At 47.3% G+C, this 16087-nt stretch carries 14 protein-coding genes, 3 pseudogenes and 1 other annotated feature; of the genes and pseudogenes, 7 read left to right on the forward strand and 10 right to left on the reverse strand.

Annotation, left to right across the window (positions count from 1 at the left end; translation table 11 throughout):
* Positions 1–274: 274 nt before the first annotated feature.
* Entirely contained in the window at positions 275–1246 is a 972-nt protein-coding gene (locus NIT79A3_RS05965) for a hypothetical protein (RefSeq protein WP_348225738.1), read from the reverse strand.
* A gap of 48 nt (positions 1247–1294) precedes the next feature.
* Positions 1295–1447 (reverse strand): transposase, encoded by a 153-nt coding sequence (locus NIT79A3_RS19365; RefSeq protein WP_348225739.1) that lies wholly within the window; start codon positions 1445–1447, stop codon positions 1295–1297.
* Positions 1448–1479: 32 nt separating this feature from the next.
* On the opposite strand from NIT79A3_RS19365, the gene NIT79A3_RS05970 reads away from it, so the two are divergent.
* From NIT79A3_RS05970 to tnpA, 6 genes and pseudogenes are all read left to right on the forward strand, one after another.
* Positions 1480–1770, forward strand: coding sequence for a transposase (locus tag NIT79A3_RS05970; RefSeq protein WP_013964263.1), 291 nt, complete (start codon positions 1480–1482; stop codon positions 1768–1770).
* The gene (gene tnpB / locus NIT79A3_RS05975) at positions 1761–2108 is read left to right on the forward strand and encodes an IS66 family insertion sequence element accessory protein TnpB (RefSeq protein ID WP_013964262.1); all 348 of its coding nucleotides are present in this window, start codon (positions 1761–1763) and stop codon (positions 2106–2108) included. The genes NIT79A3_RS05970 and tnpB overlap by 10 nt, the downstream gene beginning before the upstream one ends.
* Before the next feature lie 49 nt (positions 2109–2157).
* Positions 2158–3741: an IS66 family transposase gene (locus NIT79A3_RS05980; RefSeq protein WP_013964261.1), complete on the forward strand. Its 1584-nt coding sequence runs from the start codon at positions 2158–2160 to the stop codon at positions 3739–3741.
* Positions 3742–3879: 138 nt separating this feature from the next.
* Positions 3880–4383, forward strand: coding sequence for a winged helix-turn-helix domain-containing protein (locus tag NIT79A3_RS05985; protein ID WP_013964644.1), 504 nt, complete (start codon positions 3880–3882; stop codon positions 4381–4383).
* A gap of 8 nt (positions 4384–4391) precedes the next feature.
* Positions 4392–4940 (forward strand): IS630 family transposase, encoded by a 549-nt coding sequence (locus tag NIT79A3_RS19040; RefSeq protein WP_348225761.1) that lies wholly within the window; start codon positions 4392–4394, stop codon positions 4938–4940.
* Positions 4941–5302: 362 nt separating this feature from the next.
* A pseudogene (gene tnpA, locus NIT79A3_RS05995) lies at positions 5303–5676 on the forward strand (IS200/IS605 family transposase).
* Between the two features lie 272 nt (positions 5677–5948).
* Here tnpA and NIT79A3_RS06000 read toward each other — a convergent pair.
* From NIT79A3_RS06000 to NIT79A3_RS18200, 3 genes and pseudogenes are all read right to left on the reverse strand, one after another.
* Positions 5949–7115, reverse strand: a complete 1167-nt coding sequence (locus NIT79A3_RS06000) for a hypothetical protein (protein WP_013965338.1) — start codon at positions 7113–7115, stop codon at positions 5949–5951.
* A 136-nt stretch (positions 7116–7251) separates the two neighbouring features.
* The gene (locus NIT79A3_RS18620) at positions 7252–7497 is read right to left on the reverse strand and encodes a hypothetical protein (RefSeq protein ID WP_156797028.1); all 246 of its coding nucleotides are present in this window, start codon (positions 7495–7497) and stop codon (positions 7252–7254) included.
* A gap of 121 nt (positions 7498–7618) precedes the next feature.
* A pseudogene (locus NIT79A3_RS18200) lies at positions 7619–8836 on the reverse strand (IS3 family transposase).
* Positions 8442–8558: a sequence feature (AL1L pseudoknot), on the reverse strand. Its footprint overlaps the pseudogene before it by 117 nt.
* Before the next feature lie 51 nt (positions 8837–8887).
* Between NIT79A3_RS18200 and NIT79A3_RS06020 the strand changes: the two are divergent.
* A pseudogene (locus tag NIT79A3_RS06020) lies at positions 8888–9115 on the forward strand (transposase); the annotation flags it as partial.
* Between the two features lie 393 nt (positions 9116–9508).
* Here NIT79A3_RS06020 and NIT79A3_RS06025 read toward each other — a convergent pair.
* The 5 genes from NIT79A3_RS06025 to NIT79A3_RS06045 form a co-directional block, all read right to left on the reverse strand.
* Positions 9509–10306: a WecB/TagA/CpsF family glycosyltransferase gene (locus NIT79A3_RS06025; RefSeq protein ID WP_049785341.1), complete on the reverse strand. Its 798-nt coding sequence runs from the start codon at positions 10304–10306 to the stop codon at positions 9509–9511.
* Between the two features lie 437 nt (positions 10307–10743).
* On the reverse strand, positions 10744–12264 hold the full coding sequence (locus tag NIT79A3_RS06030) for a hypothetical protein (protein ID WP_013965341.1): 1521 nt from the start codon (positions 12262–12264) through the stop codon (positions 10744–10746).
* Positions 12261–13475: a glycosyltransferase gene (locus tag NIT79A3_RS06035; protein WP_013965342.1), complete on the reverse strand. Its 1215-nt coding sequence runs from the start codon at positions 13473–13475 to the stop codon at positions 12261–12263. The genes NIT79A3_RS06030 and NIT79A3_RS06035 overlap by 4 nt, the downstream gene beginning before the upstream one ends.
* Before the next feature lie 260 nt (positions 13476–13735).
* Positions 13736–14311, reverse strand: a complete 576-nt coding sequence (locus NIT79A3_RS06040; protein ID WP_156797029.1) for a transposase — start codon at positions 14309–14311, stop codon at positions 13736–13738.
* Positions 14312–14342: 31 nt separating this feature from the next.
* The gene (locus NIT79A3_RS06045) at positions 14343–15059 is read right to left on the reverse strand and encodes a transposase (protein ID WP_041360195.1); all 717 of its coding nucleotides are present in this window, start codon (positions 15057–15059) and stop codon (positions 14343–14345) included.
* Between the last annotated feature and the right edge of the window lie 1028 nt (positions 15060–16087).

The raw sequence follows: 16087 nt of genomic DNA on the forward strand, positions 1-16087 counted from the left end.
TCACGGCGGTTTCACGCTACCTAAGTATTTTTAATTGAAACATAAAGATAACCCTAAGTTCTGGACAAACTCTGTCAATTGAGGTAAAAGGAAGTTTTTAAATCAACGGTTGAGAGACAGATTGTCCTATTCATCACTCCAGGTAGCGCCAGTTCACCCCTCACAGGAGCGCAATTTTCAGGATCTCATGCAGGCACATCACTATCTTGGCGCACTGCCCAAGATAGGAAATACGATCTGGTATGTAGCCACAGCGGAAGATGAATGGCTGGCACTACTGAGTTTTTCGTTTGATCTCATCTTTGTTTTCAGGTGTACTCTTTGGCGGACGTCCCAGTGGTTTGCCTGCGAAGCGGATATGCTTGCGTTCCAGATAGCTGCGATTATCACGTGAACCATATAGCGTATCGGCAATGACGACTTCAGGATAATAGCCGTAACGCTTTTTGTAGGCTTCAACTTGCGCTTGAAGATCATGGCCTTCATGTTGCGCCTCCCAGTGCAGCTTATCGACATGCGCCAATCCTTTACCTGTCAAGCTCACGCTTATTTTGGCGCCAAATTCCACTGCCTTGCCTTGCTTTCCCCTGATAATGGGCCGAAGATGCGGCTGACTGATACTGACAATGCGATCATCACAACGTCTGGTGTTGGTTTTGTACATTGCATAGTGTTGCCGGTACAGATGGGGCAATACCCAGTAGCGGCGCAACAACCAATTGGGTAATGGTATGGGCGTGCCAAGCGGATATTCCGTTAACATATGTTCAATATGATTTAAATTCCGCTGCAGGAACTGCAATTGCTGCCTGATACCGGCACGGCGTTTTCTGTTGGATGGCCGTCTCAGCTTGACCAGGCTGAGATAGGCTTTTCTGGCAATCTCGCGATAAGTGCGCGGCTTCTTTTTCTGTGGACGATTACTTTTGGCATGCAGTTCATCAATGATACGCTCACTCAATTCACGCGCTTCGCTCAATAGCCCAAGATCTGTCGGATAGCGTATGGCCTGTTCTGCAACGGTGGCATCCAGTATTAATTTGCCGTGATTGCGCGGCTGCTCATCGGCCAAAGATTGCTCTGCTTCCATTGCAGTGCCCGTGTCGCTGCTGCCTACCTCACCGCTATTTGATACACCATTGCCGTCATTGTCATCATCAATTGCTTTGACTGACTTCTTTGTCCGCCGAGGTTCAACCGTTTCGATGATCGCCTCATAAAATTCATCAAATACCGTCTGACCCATGCGCTTGCGTATCTCAACCAGTAATGATGACGCAAACGGCGCCTTCGCTTAAAAACCTTTCAGGCCAATAAAGTATTGCAGGTACGGATTTTCTCGAATCTGTTCAACAGTCTCTTCATCCGAAATCGATAATTTATGTTTAATTATCACCGCTCCAATGTAAGCCTCCAATCCATCCACATTAACACCCTGATACGTCATCGCTATCCTCAAACCTTTTACAAGGAGGGACGATGTCATCATCAGAAGCGCGACGAATTCATATCGAAGCATGGCAAACCAGCGGTAAGTCTCAGGCGGCTTATTGCCGGGAACATGGTTTGAATACCAAGACGTTTGGCAATTGGGTTCGCAAGCATCGTGCCGGTCAGGTTATCCGGCCGCCTGCGTTGGTCCCGGTCACGATCAAACCGATGCCTGCACCGACGAGCACGCTACGTCTTCGCGGTCAAGGCAATCATGTGTTGGAGCTGCCATCGACGGTTTCGCCGCATTGGCTGGGGGAGTTGTTGAAGTGTCTTTGATTGCGAATCCAGGGAAGATTTGGTTGATGGTTGAGCCGGTGGATATGCGTCGCGGCATTGACGGATTGTCGGTATTGGTGGAGCAGGCGTTGCAGCGCTCGCCTTGTGCGGGTTCGGCGTTTGTGTTTTGCAATCGCGCGGGCAATCGCATCAAAGTGCTGCTGTGGGACGGCACCGGCGTGTGGTTGTGCCAGCGGCGCTTGCATCAGGGACGGTTCGTTTGGGGGCGTTCGGATACGGGCGGGATGGAACTGACTGCGTTGCAATGGGAGTGGTTGATTGCCGGGGTGGATTGGTGTCGTTTGGGGTTGCAATCCTGCGCAAGAAAATATAGCTGAAAGCCAATACTGGAATCACTTTGCGCAAGTTTTGCAGTATAATAACGCCATGAAAACGCACGCAAAACAGTCAATCGAATTAGATCATTTGAACCTCACGCCGGAAGCTAAAACCGAGGTATCGAACCTTATTCAATCACTGCTTACGCAAGCACAAAACGAGCTCAAACTGCTGGAAGCGAAGAATCAGGCACTGAAGCTGGAACTGGCACATTTGCGCCGCATTCGTTTCGGCGCGAAGAGCGAAGCACTGTCGCAGCCACAATTCAGCCTGTTCGAAGAAGACTGGCAAACTGATGCGGCGGCGATCGAAGCGGAAATCGAGCAACTGCCGCTGCCGGTTCCGCAAAAACCCAAGCGTGCACGCGCTGGGCGCCAACCTCTGCCGGATCACCTGCCACGCATCGAACACCGGCATGAACCGGAATCTTGCCAATGCAAACAGTGCGGCAGCGATCTGGTAAAAATCGGCGAAGACGTCAGCGAACAACTGGACGTCAAACCCGCCGAATTCTTCGTGCACCGTCACATCCGCCCGCAATACGCCTGCCGGGCTTGCGAAACCGTGGTCGCGGAACCGGTTCCACCCGCGGTGATCGACGGCAGTATGGCAACACCCGGACTGCTTGCTTGGATCACGATCTGCAAATACCTCGATCACCTGCCGCTGTATCGCATCGCACAAATCGCCGCCCGGGAAGGTGTCACTTTATCGCTTTCCACGTTGGCGGAATGGATCGGACGTGTAGGCGTGGCACTACAACCGCTGGTTGACCGGCTGATTTTGCACTTATTGCATGGCTCTGTGTTACACGCCGACGAAACCCCGGTGGCGCAACTTGATCCCGGCAGCGGAAGAACGCAACGCGCCTATCTGTGGGCGTATCGCAGTAACGATTTTGAGTTGGGGCCGCGCATCATCGTATTCGACTACCAAACCAGCCGTAGTGGCAAACATGCGCAAAACTTCCTCAACAGCTGGCAAGGCCACTTGCTGGTAGACGACTATGGCGGTTACAAGGCTTTATTCTCCAAAACAGCATCACCCTGCACTGAATTAGGGTGCTGGGCGCACGCGCGCCGCAAATTCTTCGACCTGCACCAAGCCAATGCCAGCACCGTCGCGTATGAGGTGTTGCAGCGCATAGGCGGACTTTACGCCGTCGAAGCCGAAGGCAAGCACTTATCGACCGAAGCCCGGCAGATACTACGTGCAGAAAAAAGCCTGCCGATCCTGCAATCGTTGCACGACTGGTTACTGCAAACTCGCGCCCAAACTGCCAATGGCGGCGGCACCGCCAAAGCCATCGACTACACCTTGAAGCGCTGGCAAAGCCTAATCCGCTACGCCAGCAGCGGACACCTGCCGATTGACAACAACCCCGTCGAAAACACTATTCGCCCCATCGCGCTCGGCAAGAAAAACTGGCTGTTCACCGGCTCCGAACGCGCCGGAAAACGTGCCGCCGCCATTCAAACCCTACTCGGCACCGCAAAACTCAACGGCCTCAACCCCGCACAATGGCTAGCCGACACCCTCGAAAAACTCCCCACCTGGCCTAATAGCCGAATCGATGAATTGCTACCGCTTGCACCGGAGGATATTGAAGCATTGTTGAAGGAATGTGAGTAGATGGTGGGGTTGGAGGGATACGCTCCAATCACAATTCTGGCATCTTTGGCTGGGCGGCCCAGTCTTGAACATAACGTCTTATTCCAATTACAGATAGAAACAGTAATAATATAGCTTTTACCTTTGGTAGAGGCCATCATGGCACGGAAGGCAAGTGGGACGGAGCAACTTGAGGTAGCGATGGAACGGTTAAAGAAAGCCAAGACTGCGGCAGAACTTCGAGCTGCGCAAGCGATAGTGCTGCCATTGTCGCTAGGTTTGAGTCTGGAGCAGACAGCGCTTGCCATTGGCCGTTCAGTAGGTGTCACCTGCAGAATGCGTACCCGGTATGATCCAGCGACGGGAGAGGAAAAGAAAGCCACGCGCAGCAAACGCGAATTACGTAACCGGGCCAAGGCCAGTTTGGAGCAGGAAGCCAGGATTCTGGATGAAGTGCTGAGTGAGGCTGCTACCGGTGGCGTGGTCATTGTTCCGCCCTTGAAACCGGCGGTTGAAGCTAGGCTGGGCAAGCCACTGGCTTTGTCTACTCTGTACCAAATGTTGGCACGGCATGGCTGGCGCAAACTGGCCCCGGATAAAAGCCATCCACAAGCCGACCCAGCAGCGCGCGAGGCGTGGAAAAAAAACTCCCCGAGCGGCTAACCGAGGAAGTGGCGGCTTTTGCGGTCTCGCGCCCGCTGCGTCTAATGTTTCAGGATGAAGCGCGTTTCGGCCGCATCAGCGATGTACGGCACCGCTGGGACAAGAAGCCCCATCGTCCCATGGTACGTGCCATGCTGACGCAACAATACACCTACGCTTATGGCGCAGTCAGCCCACTGGATGGGCGATTTGATTCCCTAATCCTGCCCTGGGTGAACGGGGACTGCATGCAACTTTTCGTGGATGAAATCGCGGCACGTTACCCGCATGAAAATATCATTATGGTGATGGACGGTGCAGGCTGGCACAAAAGCCAAACCATGAAATTGGCAGAGAATATGCGAATCCTGTTTCTACCACCTTACTCGCCAGAACTCAACCCGCAGGAACATGTATGGGATGAATTGCGGGAAAAATTCTTTCATAACCGCGCCTTCGATAGTCTGGATGCGCTTGAGATACATCTGGAAAGCGCGCTAAAAAGCTTTGAATTAAACCAGGAGACTATGCGTAGCATTGCCGGATGGGATTGGATTATTAATGCTGTTTTAAAATAAAATTGGAATTATAATAACTCTCGGACAACTCATCCCACGGTAGGCAATCCCTCAGTTTTACCCAGCGATTATTGGGATCAAGAATCATGCCTGGCGGTGTATCAAATCCTTCGAGGGGCAGTTGCTTTTGGCTTATATAACGAATCATAGTGCACGGTTTTTGGTGTTAATTCACATATTTACGTGCACTATTTTACCAAAAAATAAAATATTGTTAAACTCAATCAGTTAGTTATGCTTTTTGAGTAAGCTCTACTTAATAATAGGTAAACCCCCGGCTCAGTCGGGGGACTCCTGAAGGTTTGACCGTTACGGCAATCGTCGTACCGTTCTCGTCCCAACCACGAGACGAGGAGTCAAAGATGAAGGAGTACCAAAGTTTGAGTCATACACGCTGGGATTGTAAATACCATGTGGTATTTATACCCAAGAGGCGAAAGAAGCTGATATTCGGTAAGCTTAGGAAGCACATAGGAGCAGTGCTGCATGATCTTGCGAATCAGAAAGAAAGCGTGATTGTAGAGGGGCATTTAATGTTGGATCACATCCACATGTGCATAAGCATTCCACCGAAGTACTCGGTATCACATGTTGTGGGTTTTATCAAAGGTAAAAGTGCGATAGCAATAGCGCGTAAATTGGGAAGAAGAAAGAACTTCACGGAATGGTCAGAGCGTATATACGAGATCAGGAAAAAGAAGATGAGCGATATGATCAGTTGAAATTGGATATGTAGATGCCGCTTTAGCGGCGCACAAACAGCCCCTTTGAGGGGCTCTAGCTATAAGCCTCCGGCTCTGCCGGATGTAATTTAATTGACAATTTAACTTGAATTCCCCGTGGTCTTACCACGGGGAGCACTATAGATTGCGTTATTCACGTTAGCGTAGCGCACCGTTTCTTGGTTTTCCTCACCGCACGCAATATCCTGTGATCTTGACGCAGGGCACGCGGAGCAATTTTATTGGAATTTTTGAGGTTTGCCAAAAATTGGGCTTGTTCATACATCTAGTTGATGCAAGAGGTATAGTTCTTGGGGCAGGTCGAATCCAGTCCGCCGGAAGGATTGCTTGTTTGCCCATTCCAATTCAACATTTCCAACACTTGTGGATAATAATCCGAGTCTCGTACCCAGAAAATGTAGTTGACGTTTAGTTTGGATTTTGCGAAAGCAAGCAGTTCTGAGACAGTAGGCTGATAGCCTGTTCCATCATATCGAGTATTCTCATAATTCGAACCCTCCACTTGAACTGTCAGGGGCATCAGCCCAGAATTTTCAGGATAGTATTTATAGACACCTTTTGGAGTCCCTGAATAGAGTAATCCTGGCTCTTCAATGAAAACATCCGGGCAACCCAGTGCTGCCCCCATCGCTTTGAGGCCGTCTATTAATGATGGCAGAATTGGACGCGAGTAGTTTGCGTACTGGTATGTCATAGTATTGCGGAAGGAATCTTGCATATTTTGGTTTAATACGAGCAGGTTGCTGTAATAGTCATTTATCTGAACACTGGTTAGCGGTTTTGTAGGAGTTCCCATGGCGGTTTCTGTCAGGCCGATACCTTCAAAGTAATTGTGGGAATTAAAGCGCTTTCCCAATGCGCTAAATAATGCAGCCAGACGATCACGCACCATGGGATTCCACAGCTTGATGTTGTATCCTTTAATGGTGGAGCTGCTACCACTTGCATAAGGAAATATGCCTCCTTCGTAGATACTATTATTTTTCAAGTAGTCTGGCACGAGAGCTGTGTCAGGATCAAATGTTCTTAGATTTAATAGAATTATAAGTCGTTTATTCTTTGCAGCAAGTTCGGCAAGACGCTTGTCAATGGAAGTGAAATCATACACACCATAGGATGTTTCCAGTTCTGTCCAAGAATACCGAATTTGCACCCCGCGCAGAGCTGGCGTGTTATCCAGTTCGCTATATACTTGCTTCAGATATGCAGGATCATTTTTTTGCCCACTCATAATTGAATAGTAATGGCCTGGATGCCATTTAACTGAGCTGGACGTCACGCCGCCGCCGGCGGCATCGGCATGCACTGTTCCGTAGGGAACCCAAACCATGCTTATGATGAACAATATTGTGACCAATATGCTATGCATTTGTCTCGCGGCCATGGATAGGTTGGTGCTGATCTTGGATTTCATGGGATTAGTAATTTGCATACGAAAGACTCCTATCTGATATTAAGATAATTTTCTCAATTTTCTATTGAAAGTGACCTATTAGGTTATTACGAACTAAACAAATCTTTTCTCGTCAGAGAAAGGACGCTTCTTAGTATTGCTTACTTGCGGAATTTCAAAGTTGAAAAAAAGAGAGGTAATGTTCCGCTTTTTCTGACATTACTTTAGATATTTCTAATGACAGGAAAGTGCGGGAAATAAGAAAGTACCACAAAATAATAATAATGCAAACAACAAAATTTTTAAAATTTCTGTGCGTTAGCACACAGAGATTAACTTTTTTGATTTTTGTATTGCGCGCTTGCAACCTTTGCTGCCAGCCTGAAAAGGCCTCTGGCGTAGAATCTGGGTGTATATGCACGACAATTTATTCTCCCTCAACTCAAAGCAAACTTAGTTGATAGGCCGCGCGGAAAATTGGCATTACACATCGCCCCGTAAAATGAATCGCCCCGGTTTTTCCGGAGACATGTTTTCTTGAGTCAAGCTGCATCAGCTGACTCTTCCTGTTCGCGATAATGCGCCTTTTCAAATTCTGCCGGTGGGACATATCCGATTGCATCCAGCAGTCTTCGATTGTTGAACCAATCCATCCATTCCAATGTAGCAAATTCTACTTCTTCGATACTGCGCCAAGGACCGCGATGCCGTATGACTTCGGTCTTGTACAAACCATTGATGGTCTCGGCCATGGCATTGTCATAAGAATCTCCGATGCTACCAACAGAGGCTTCAATATTTGCCTGCACCAAACGTTCAGTATAGCGAATTGATAAATATTGGCTGCCTATCACTGTGATGAATCAATCCTGCGGTTTCCTTCCGAGACCATAGCGCCTGTTCCAATGCATCCAGTACCAGATCCGTTCGCAATGAACGACTCACTCGCCAACCAACAATATACCGGGCAAAAACATCAGTGATAAAAGCCACATAAACAAATCCCACCCACGTCGCCACAAATGTAATATCCGCCACCCACAGTTGATTGGGCCGGGTTGCTACAAATTGCCGGTTAACCTTGTCCGTTGGCCGGTCAAGCAAATCGTCCGCAATGGTTGTCCAACACTTTTTGCCGCGTCGAACACCTTGCATTCCAAGCTTCTTCATCAACCGCTCGACCGTACAACGAGCAACACCAATACCTTCTCGCAGCAACTGCCGCCATACTTTGCGAGCACCATAAACTCGGAAATTGTCTTTCCATACCCGCTGTATATCAAGTTCTAGTCTCATATCTCGCTTGATGCGATCAGGCAATCGATCGGGATCTCGCTCGCGCGCTTTGTGTTCGTAATAACTCGACGGGGCAATCTGTATTTGTCTGCTGATTGGCTCGACCCCTTATTCCGCTTTGTTGCTATCGACAAATGTCACCATCATTTCGGTCGGCGGTCGAGCTCCGCCTGCGCGAAATAGGCCGATGCCTTACGTAATATCTCGTTGGCTCGCTTTAATTCCCGATTCTCCTGCTCCAACTCCTTGAGCCGCTCACGATCCGCAGTCGATATGCCGCCTCGAATTCCCTGATCAATCTCTGTTCGTCTTACCCAGGTGCGCAACGTCTCCGCTGTACAGCCAATCTTTGATGCGATGGATTTGATCGCCGACCATTGCGAGTCATGCTCCTTTTGCTGCTCGAATACCAATCTTACCGCTCGTTCTCGTACTTCCGGTGAATAACTGATTTGATTCTTCATCTCTTCCTCCTCTCAAATCATTTTATCTCCGGAAAATCCGGGGCGATTCAGTTCTTGATCCTGGATAATTTGAGAGTGCGCCATAGCAAACCAGTGAAGGCTTGGCTGGAAGAAAATAAGGAAAAGATCGAATGCTTTTATTTACCCAGCTACAGTCCGGAATTAAATCCAGAAGAAAGATTAAACTCAGATTTGAAGCAGGCTATCGGTTCGAAAGTTCCGGTGCGTACCAAGGAGAAATTACATGCCGCTGTCGATGATCATATGTTGATGCTGTAGAATAATCCAGAGCGCGTTGCTTCGTACTTCCAGGATCCGTATGTAAAATATGCCGCTTAAAACTATTTAATGGCCGGATCAATAGATAAAGTGGACATTTCTATTTGGCGTTGACAATCCCCTGAAAATTAACGTACTTCACCAAACAGACATTCAAGTCAGTATCCTCAAAATAACGCCCCATTCCATAGTGAGCGAACTTGACTTTGATTTTGCCCACTACGATTCACATAGACCCAAACTAATTGTATCCAAAAATTAATTTGCGATTCCCCGCGGTCTTACCGCAGGGATAGGTGCAGGGCGCGCGGAGTAAATTTATTAATGCACTCCACTGAAAGCAAAGAGCATGCGGAGGATTATAGCCAGGAAAATATAAAACACTAAATTAGGTTAGTCACGGCCATGTGATCCGTTTTTCACGTTTTCGATAAGCGGTGTTTCCTGCAAGTATTTTCGGCCCCGAAAACGCCACCATAATGCTCGAATGATAAAAACTGGGTTTCCGACGATGTAACGGGAAAACATTCTTCTAGGTTCTAAGATGAAACGAAATAACCATTCTAAACCAAGTTGACGTACTCTTTGCGGTGCACGGGGTATGGTGCCAGAATAGAAATCAAGCAACGCTCCTACGCCAAGCATAACCGGCACGTGTAACTTATCGGCATTGCGAGCGATCCAAAGCTCCTGTTTGGGTACTCCCATCGCCACAAAAAGAATTTGTGCGCTACTATCATTGATGGTTTTGATCATGTTCATTTCATCATCCAGGCTAAAGTAGCCGTCATGAATCCAAACGAACTTCAGGTCAGGAAATTGATTCCTCATATTATCAGCGCAGCGTTGCGCGATACCCGGACGCGCACCAAGCAGAGCCAGTTTGATCCCTGAATTTGCAGCATCACGGCAGATCAACGGAAACAGATCCGTCCCGTTAACATTGTCCTTAAGCGAGAAACCAGCCAGCTTAGAGGCCATCCGCATGCCACTGCCATCTGCATACAGCAAGGCTCCATCTTGCAATACACTAAGATACTTTATATCGGTGGCAGCTACATTAATACAATGAGCATTAACAAAATAGACCCTCTGCCGCGTACCTAACTTCGCATCGCGAACAATATCCGTGCTAGCCTCAGCCAGTCTTTTATCTTCTATATTCAGGCCAAATAAAGGAAAATGGCTCATGATATTTTTTTCATACAATAGTTGGAAGTGCTCGTAGCCGACGAAACTTGTTTGAGAATAGTGCAATCTTTTGCGGAAAAGATATTTTGGTCATATTTTTTGATTGATCTCGTTCAATAGCACAACTATTTGCCTCAAATCATCGAGAATTTTGTCTCAAAATGGTTATTTCATTGCTGCGATCACGATCCCTGGACAGTTTCCTGGCTATATTTTCTAGTTTTTATGTTTCAATAATTCCATCATAAACGCGATCTATCCACTGCCATATTGCATTTGATAAGCTCATAACCTGTAATCAAGAAGCTATATATGTCTCTTGTATTCATGCTTTATAATATTAAAAAGTAATTCCAATGCATTAACCAAATAGCGATAACTCTATAATCCCAATATAAATATTTAATATTTTAACATGTTATATATTTACACTGTTATCATCCCTTTCGCGCTAAAAATGTTAAAAAATGGGCATATTTACGCAATCCTCGATTCAATAACGCCATATCGAGCGAGTTTAATGGCTTCACCAGTACCAAGCCCGGCCCGTAAGCTAGTAGTATTATAGACAGCGCCCACCATGGCCCAAATTCACTTTTAACCTCCCAGCCTACGGATGCAAGCAATATCGCCAGACCAAGCCCACATATAGAGCCGAACCAATCCAAGTTAATACGTCCAACCTGACGATTCAGCCAAAACAAAATCAGACAACTCATCAGCCATGTACTTAACACTATCCCACTAGCCACTCCAAACAATCCCCAATCTGAACCGACAATAACTGCTAACGGTGTCAGCACGGTCAGAATACTAAAGTAGCTTAATTGGCGAGTATATGGGAAAATCTGCATAACCATGATAACCAATTGGCGCTGGCTGCTGGCTCCCAAGCCCAACACCATAATCAGCATTGTCATACCTATATCGGGAAATTGCCCATTGCTGGCCAGTGACATAAGCTCGTCACCCGCAATGCCTATCATCGCCATGTAGGCGGTAATAATAATTAGGTTACTCTTCCACAGCAGCGCCATGCCTTGTTTAACCACGTTTATATCCCCAGCCACATAGCGAGAAATCAGCATGGGCCGGATAATATTGAATAGAAGGTTGGCCGGAAGATAGCGCCCGATGAACATCACTAATTGCTGCAAAAAGGCGAATATGCCTGCTGCTTCGATTCCTAAGGTACGTGCCACTAGGATACGTAGCGTACCAGCGCTGGAAATGGCATTTAGCAGGTTAAACCCCGCCATGTGTCCGGAGAAGTCTACTATCTTGCGTGCGCCAATTCGGAAATCACCAGTGCCGGGTAAAATGCGCAATTTTCGTATTAAGAAGAATTCAGCCAATAAAAAACAATTCAGCGAAACAATCAAATCCACCCACAGTATTCGCTCCAAAGTTAGATTGTCAACCACTACCAACACTACCAAGCCAGTAAGACGCCCCAAAGGCATAAAAGTATGCACCAGTTGTGACCAGCGCTGCTCTAGGAGGCACTCCAGCATTTCTGAAGCATAGCGATAACCTATTACGGTAACGATGAGTCCCACTGCAAGTATAGTGGTATCTTGATGCGGCGTACTGAAACCCATCCATATGGCGATTTCTGACCAGAAAGCGGCAATTAGCATCGCCCAAGCAACCATGATGACGAGACGAACTAGAGTCATCCAGCGGACAAAGCATTCCAGAGCACCCGGCGCTCCCCGTGCAGCCAATTCTGGAAGGAAGCGCCTTACCGCTTCCAGCATACCTAATGAACTCAGAGGCACCATCATCTCTACCATGCCCCACAAAACCATATAGGTGCCGTAGTCTGCCGGTACCAATAAGCGCACGAGCCAAAGTGTAAAAATGAAAGAAGCTATCGCCTGAGCAGTTTTTCCTAGCAAAAAATGCTGGATAGCCTGGCGGAAACGTTTTCCGGAATAGAGATCGGGATTACTCAATCTATTAGTCCGAGTAATTTGCGATATTGTGATTCCACTAAGTCAGCAATCACGTCATATGTGCGGTGTGCCCGTACCCAGTCCGGCCCCTTTGCTGCCATCTTCCGTGCATGTTCAGGATCCCTTAGCAGGTGGTAGATTTCGTCGGCAAATGATTGCTCATCCCATGGTATACAACGCCCAACACCACTTGCTTGCATGGCTTTGCATTGTTCGGGAAGCTCATTTGCAACAATGCATTTAGCCATGGCCATATATTCAATGAGTTTAGTTGGGGATGAGACCAAAAAGATTGGGATTGGCGCTATCGCAGACAAACATATGTCAGCTCGTTTTACCAGATCCCAGGCCTGCTCCATTGGTAGGAAACCGGATACGCTAACAGCATCTGATAATCCCAGCCGAGTTGCCTCTTCCTCCACCGCTCGGCGGTCGCTGGAGTGCAGGCCTTCTCCTACATATAACAGACGGGCATCTGGGTAGTGTAACCGCACCCGCTCAAGCACACGCACCAAAATTTCTGACTGGCGTGACTGCATAATGACACCAAGGTGGAGTAGTAAGGGAGCATGTGTATTCGGCGCAGTAGCATCTTCAGCCTTACCCACCAGATCCGCACGAACACCCATAGGTACTGGCGTCATCTTGGAGGGAGAAATGCCTTTTTGTGCTACATCTTGCTTCATACTTTCGCTCTGCACAAAAATATGGTCGGCCAGTGGCAAAATGATTTTGTAGAGCAACCCCCAAATGATCTGCCCCTTGAGCCACACCAGATGGCGATAAGCTACTAGCCGATTGCGTGCCCCATACAATTTGGATTCCGCGAATGGATAAGACATCCAATAAACAAAACGAGCACCGGTCAACCGAGCAGCCAGCCAAGCAATGAGACAGGCAAAAAACTTGTCGCGTACTTGGATTACATCGTACTGGCCTTTGAATGCCAGAGGCAGAATCATAAAATCCCCCAACATGTCCAACAGGTTATTCAGTATTCGACCGAGCAGGCCGTTGTGTCCGCTACGCGGCGTGAGAAACACATTATTACCCAACCAGTTTGTGGGTGAAGATACATTAACCGCATCCGGCCCCCGCTGCATTAGCCAGTCGACCCGATGACCCCGCGCTGGCATCTGCTTGGCGAACAGCTCCACTACGTCTGCCCGGAATGGTGGAAATCGATCTTCCAGAATGTAGAGCATTTTCATGGTAGCCTCTCTATCAACTCGCAACAAGAACTAGATAATTTATTTTCAAAGCGTAGCATATCCATTTGTATATCCGGTAAGTAGCATGTTGTAACCATTCTTTCACTAACAAAAAGCGTCATGATGTCTCAGTGCCGCTATCGGCTCATAGCTGAAATATCGGACATATATTTCATAACTAGAGTTTAGAGCGAACCCATCAGTTCAAGCTGGTAATTTTCAGCTGGAGTCTGTTGATTGCTTCACTAATTTTCTTTGCATTACGTTGTGTTACGCTGTTGATGCTTATAATCTTCATTTTTGCCCCAGTCAGGTGGTCTGAATTTTTTGCAAGTAGCATCCCACCACTGCCTGATCGCAACATGTCGAAAAAGAAGAGTCAATCCTCTGCGGATTTGTCCGGCAGTTTTGGGATTTTCTTTGCGCCAAGGCGTATGCTGACAAAGCGCATCGATTGTTGGGTTGTTTAAGCAACTCAGCAATTGTACTAAGCCATAGCTCACCATAGTGATATGCACCCAGCGATGTAAGGTTTTGCGTGTTTGCTGCCATGCTTCTTTCATGCCCCAAGTTTGTTTAAGTTGATTGAACATGGGCTCAATCGACCAACGCAGGCTATAGCTTTCAATCACTTGTTCCGCCGTCAGTGTGATGTCTGTGCTCAATATCAGGCTGGCTGCCTTCCATTCTCCATTGCTTCTTTCAAATTCGCACCAAACAGCATGCACTAACTGACCATCGAGAAAGCGCGCTTTGACCAGTTGGCTGCGCAATCGCACGCGTTGTTCTTTGCCGTAAATCTTGAGCGTTGTGATGGTACGATGCAGTTGATCAATATGTTCCGGCGTGTATTTCTCCCCATACTTCCTACTTCGCCCTACTTCGCCCTAATTCGCCGTGACGCCGGGGTAGCGGTAGATCGTAGAGGCGAGTGTCTATCCTTACCTGACCAATCACCGAAAAACCTAGCCGGGTGTTGGCGGAAATCACACGGCGCCGCATATACCAGCTATCCATCAACACATAAACCTTCAATCCTTGCAGTAAGCCTTGTATCGCGCGTACCAGCGTATTGGCCGCAATCAACTTGCCGGTATTGCCGGTGCTTGGCATCAGCCGAGATAGATTCGGCAACGCAACCGATTCACCGTTTGTCCGTTTGGCAACCATTGCCAGACTTACCCAGCATTGCCCCAGCACATATGCAGCTAGGTTTGCCTTGTTGCCGTGCTGATGATGAATCTGGCTTCCCGGCGCTTTCTTCGTTGCGCGTAGCGTCAGCGTATCATCGATCACCAGATACACCGTATGTTGCCTCAAACAAGCTAAAACCAGTCGTGCAAATTGCCGCGCCAACCCAAGCCATGACCATTTTCCATGTTGCAACCACCTGTAATAACTCGTCCAGTGGTTGCGCATATTCACCATCAAATACGCATCTGTCACAAAGCCCGTCGGTGTTAACATCGCTCCAATCAACAACTCGATAAACGTACCGATTGATCTAATGGGTAGCGCCTTGCTCAAAAATGTTATCCAATGGCACAGTTCGCTTGGGATACCAGAATATCCTTTTGCATTCATCGCGGCCTCCAGAAGTGAATGAAAATTCCTTTCTGGAAGCCGCCTTTCTAAATATCTTTCAAAAACAAAGATATTTAGAAAGGCGGCAACGATTTTTATGCTACTTTGTCAAGCTTTTTTCTTATTTTCTTGCGGTGATTTACCTCCTTTGGGGCTGAGACTCTAAACTCTAGTTTCATAACTAGAGTGAATTCAATCAATCAAACTGGGAATTTCTCGTTTGAATCTGTTATTTACTCGATTATTTTTCTTTGTATTACGCTACGTTAAGAAATTTATACTCACAATCTCTATTTTTTTCCGATTTGGTGGTCTGAATTTTTTGCAAGTTGCATCCCGCCATTGTTCGACAGTAATATGTCAAAAGAGCTTGATTAATCTTTTGCGGATTTGATTTGTCTGGCAGTTTTGGGATTTTCTTTGTGTTAGAGCGCATTCTGGCACAGCACGCACCCACCGCTGAGTTGTTTAAGAAGCTGACTAACCGCGTACCAATACTTATATTTACCATTGTAATATTAACCCAACGCAGTAAGATTCGCTGTGCTTGCTGTCATGCTTACTTTATTACCCAAGTTTGCTTCAGTTGATTGAACATAGGTTTAATCGGCCAACGCGGGCAATAATTTTCAATCACCAGTTCCGCAGTCAGCGTGGTATCTGTGATCAGTATCAAACTGACTGTTTTCCATTCTCCATCGCATCTTTCAAGCCACACCAAACGGCTTGCACGAGTTGTTCATCTAGGAAGCGCGACTGATGCTCAAGCGCACTCGTTTTTCCTAACTCTACGCTGCATCTGACCAATATGCTCTGCGTGTATTTTTCTCCAACCTCAATTCACTCTGCCGCGGGGGTAATACGTCGTCTACAAGGGTGTATATTCTTACTTGATCGATTACTGATAAATTTCGTCGAGTGTTGGCGGAAAACACACATCGACGCATGTTTCAATTATCAATCAACTTAGCAAGGTTGTAAAATAAACTGTGAGGAAATTTGTCTTGTTTAAACAAAATCTCCGATGT

The sequence above is a fragment of the Nitrosomonas sp. Is79A3 genome (assembly GCF_000219585.1).
Lineage (GTDB): Bacteria > Pseudomonadota > Gammaproteobacteria > Burkholderiales > Nitrosomonadaceae > Nitrosomonas.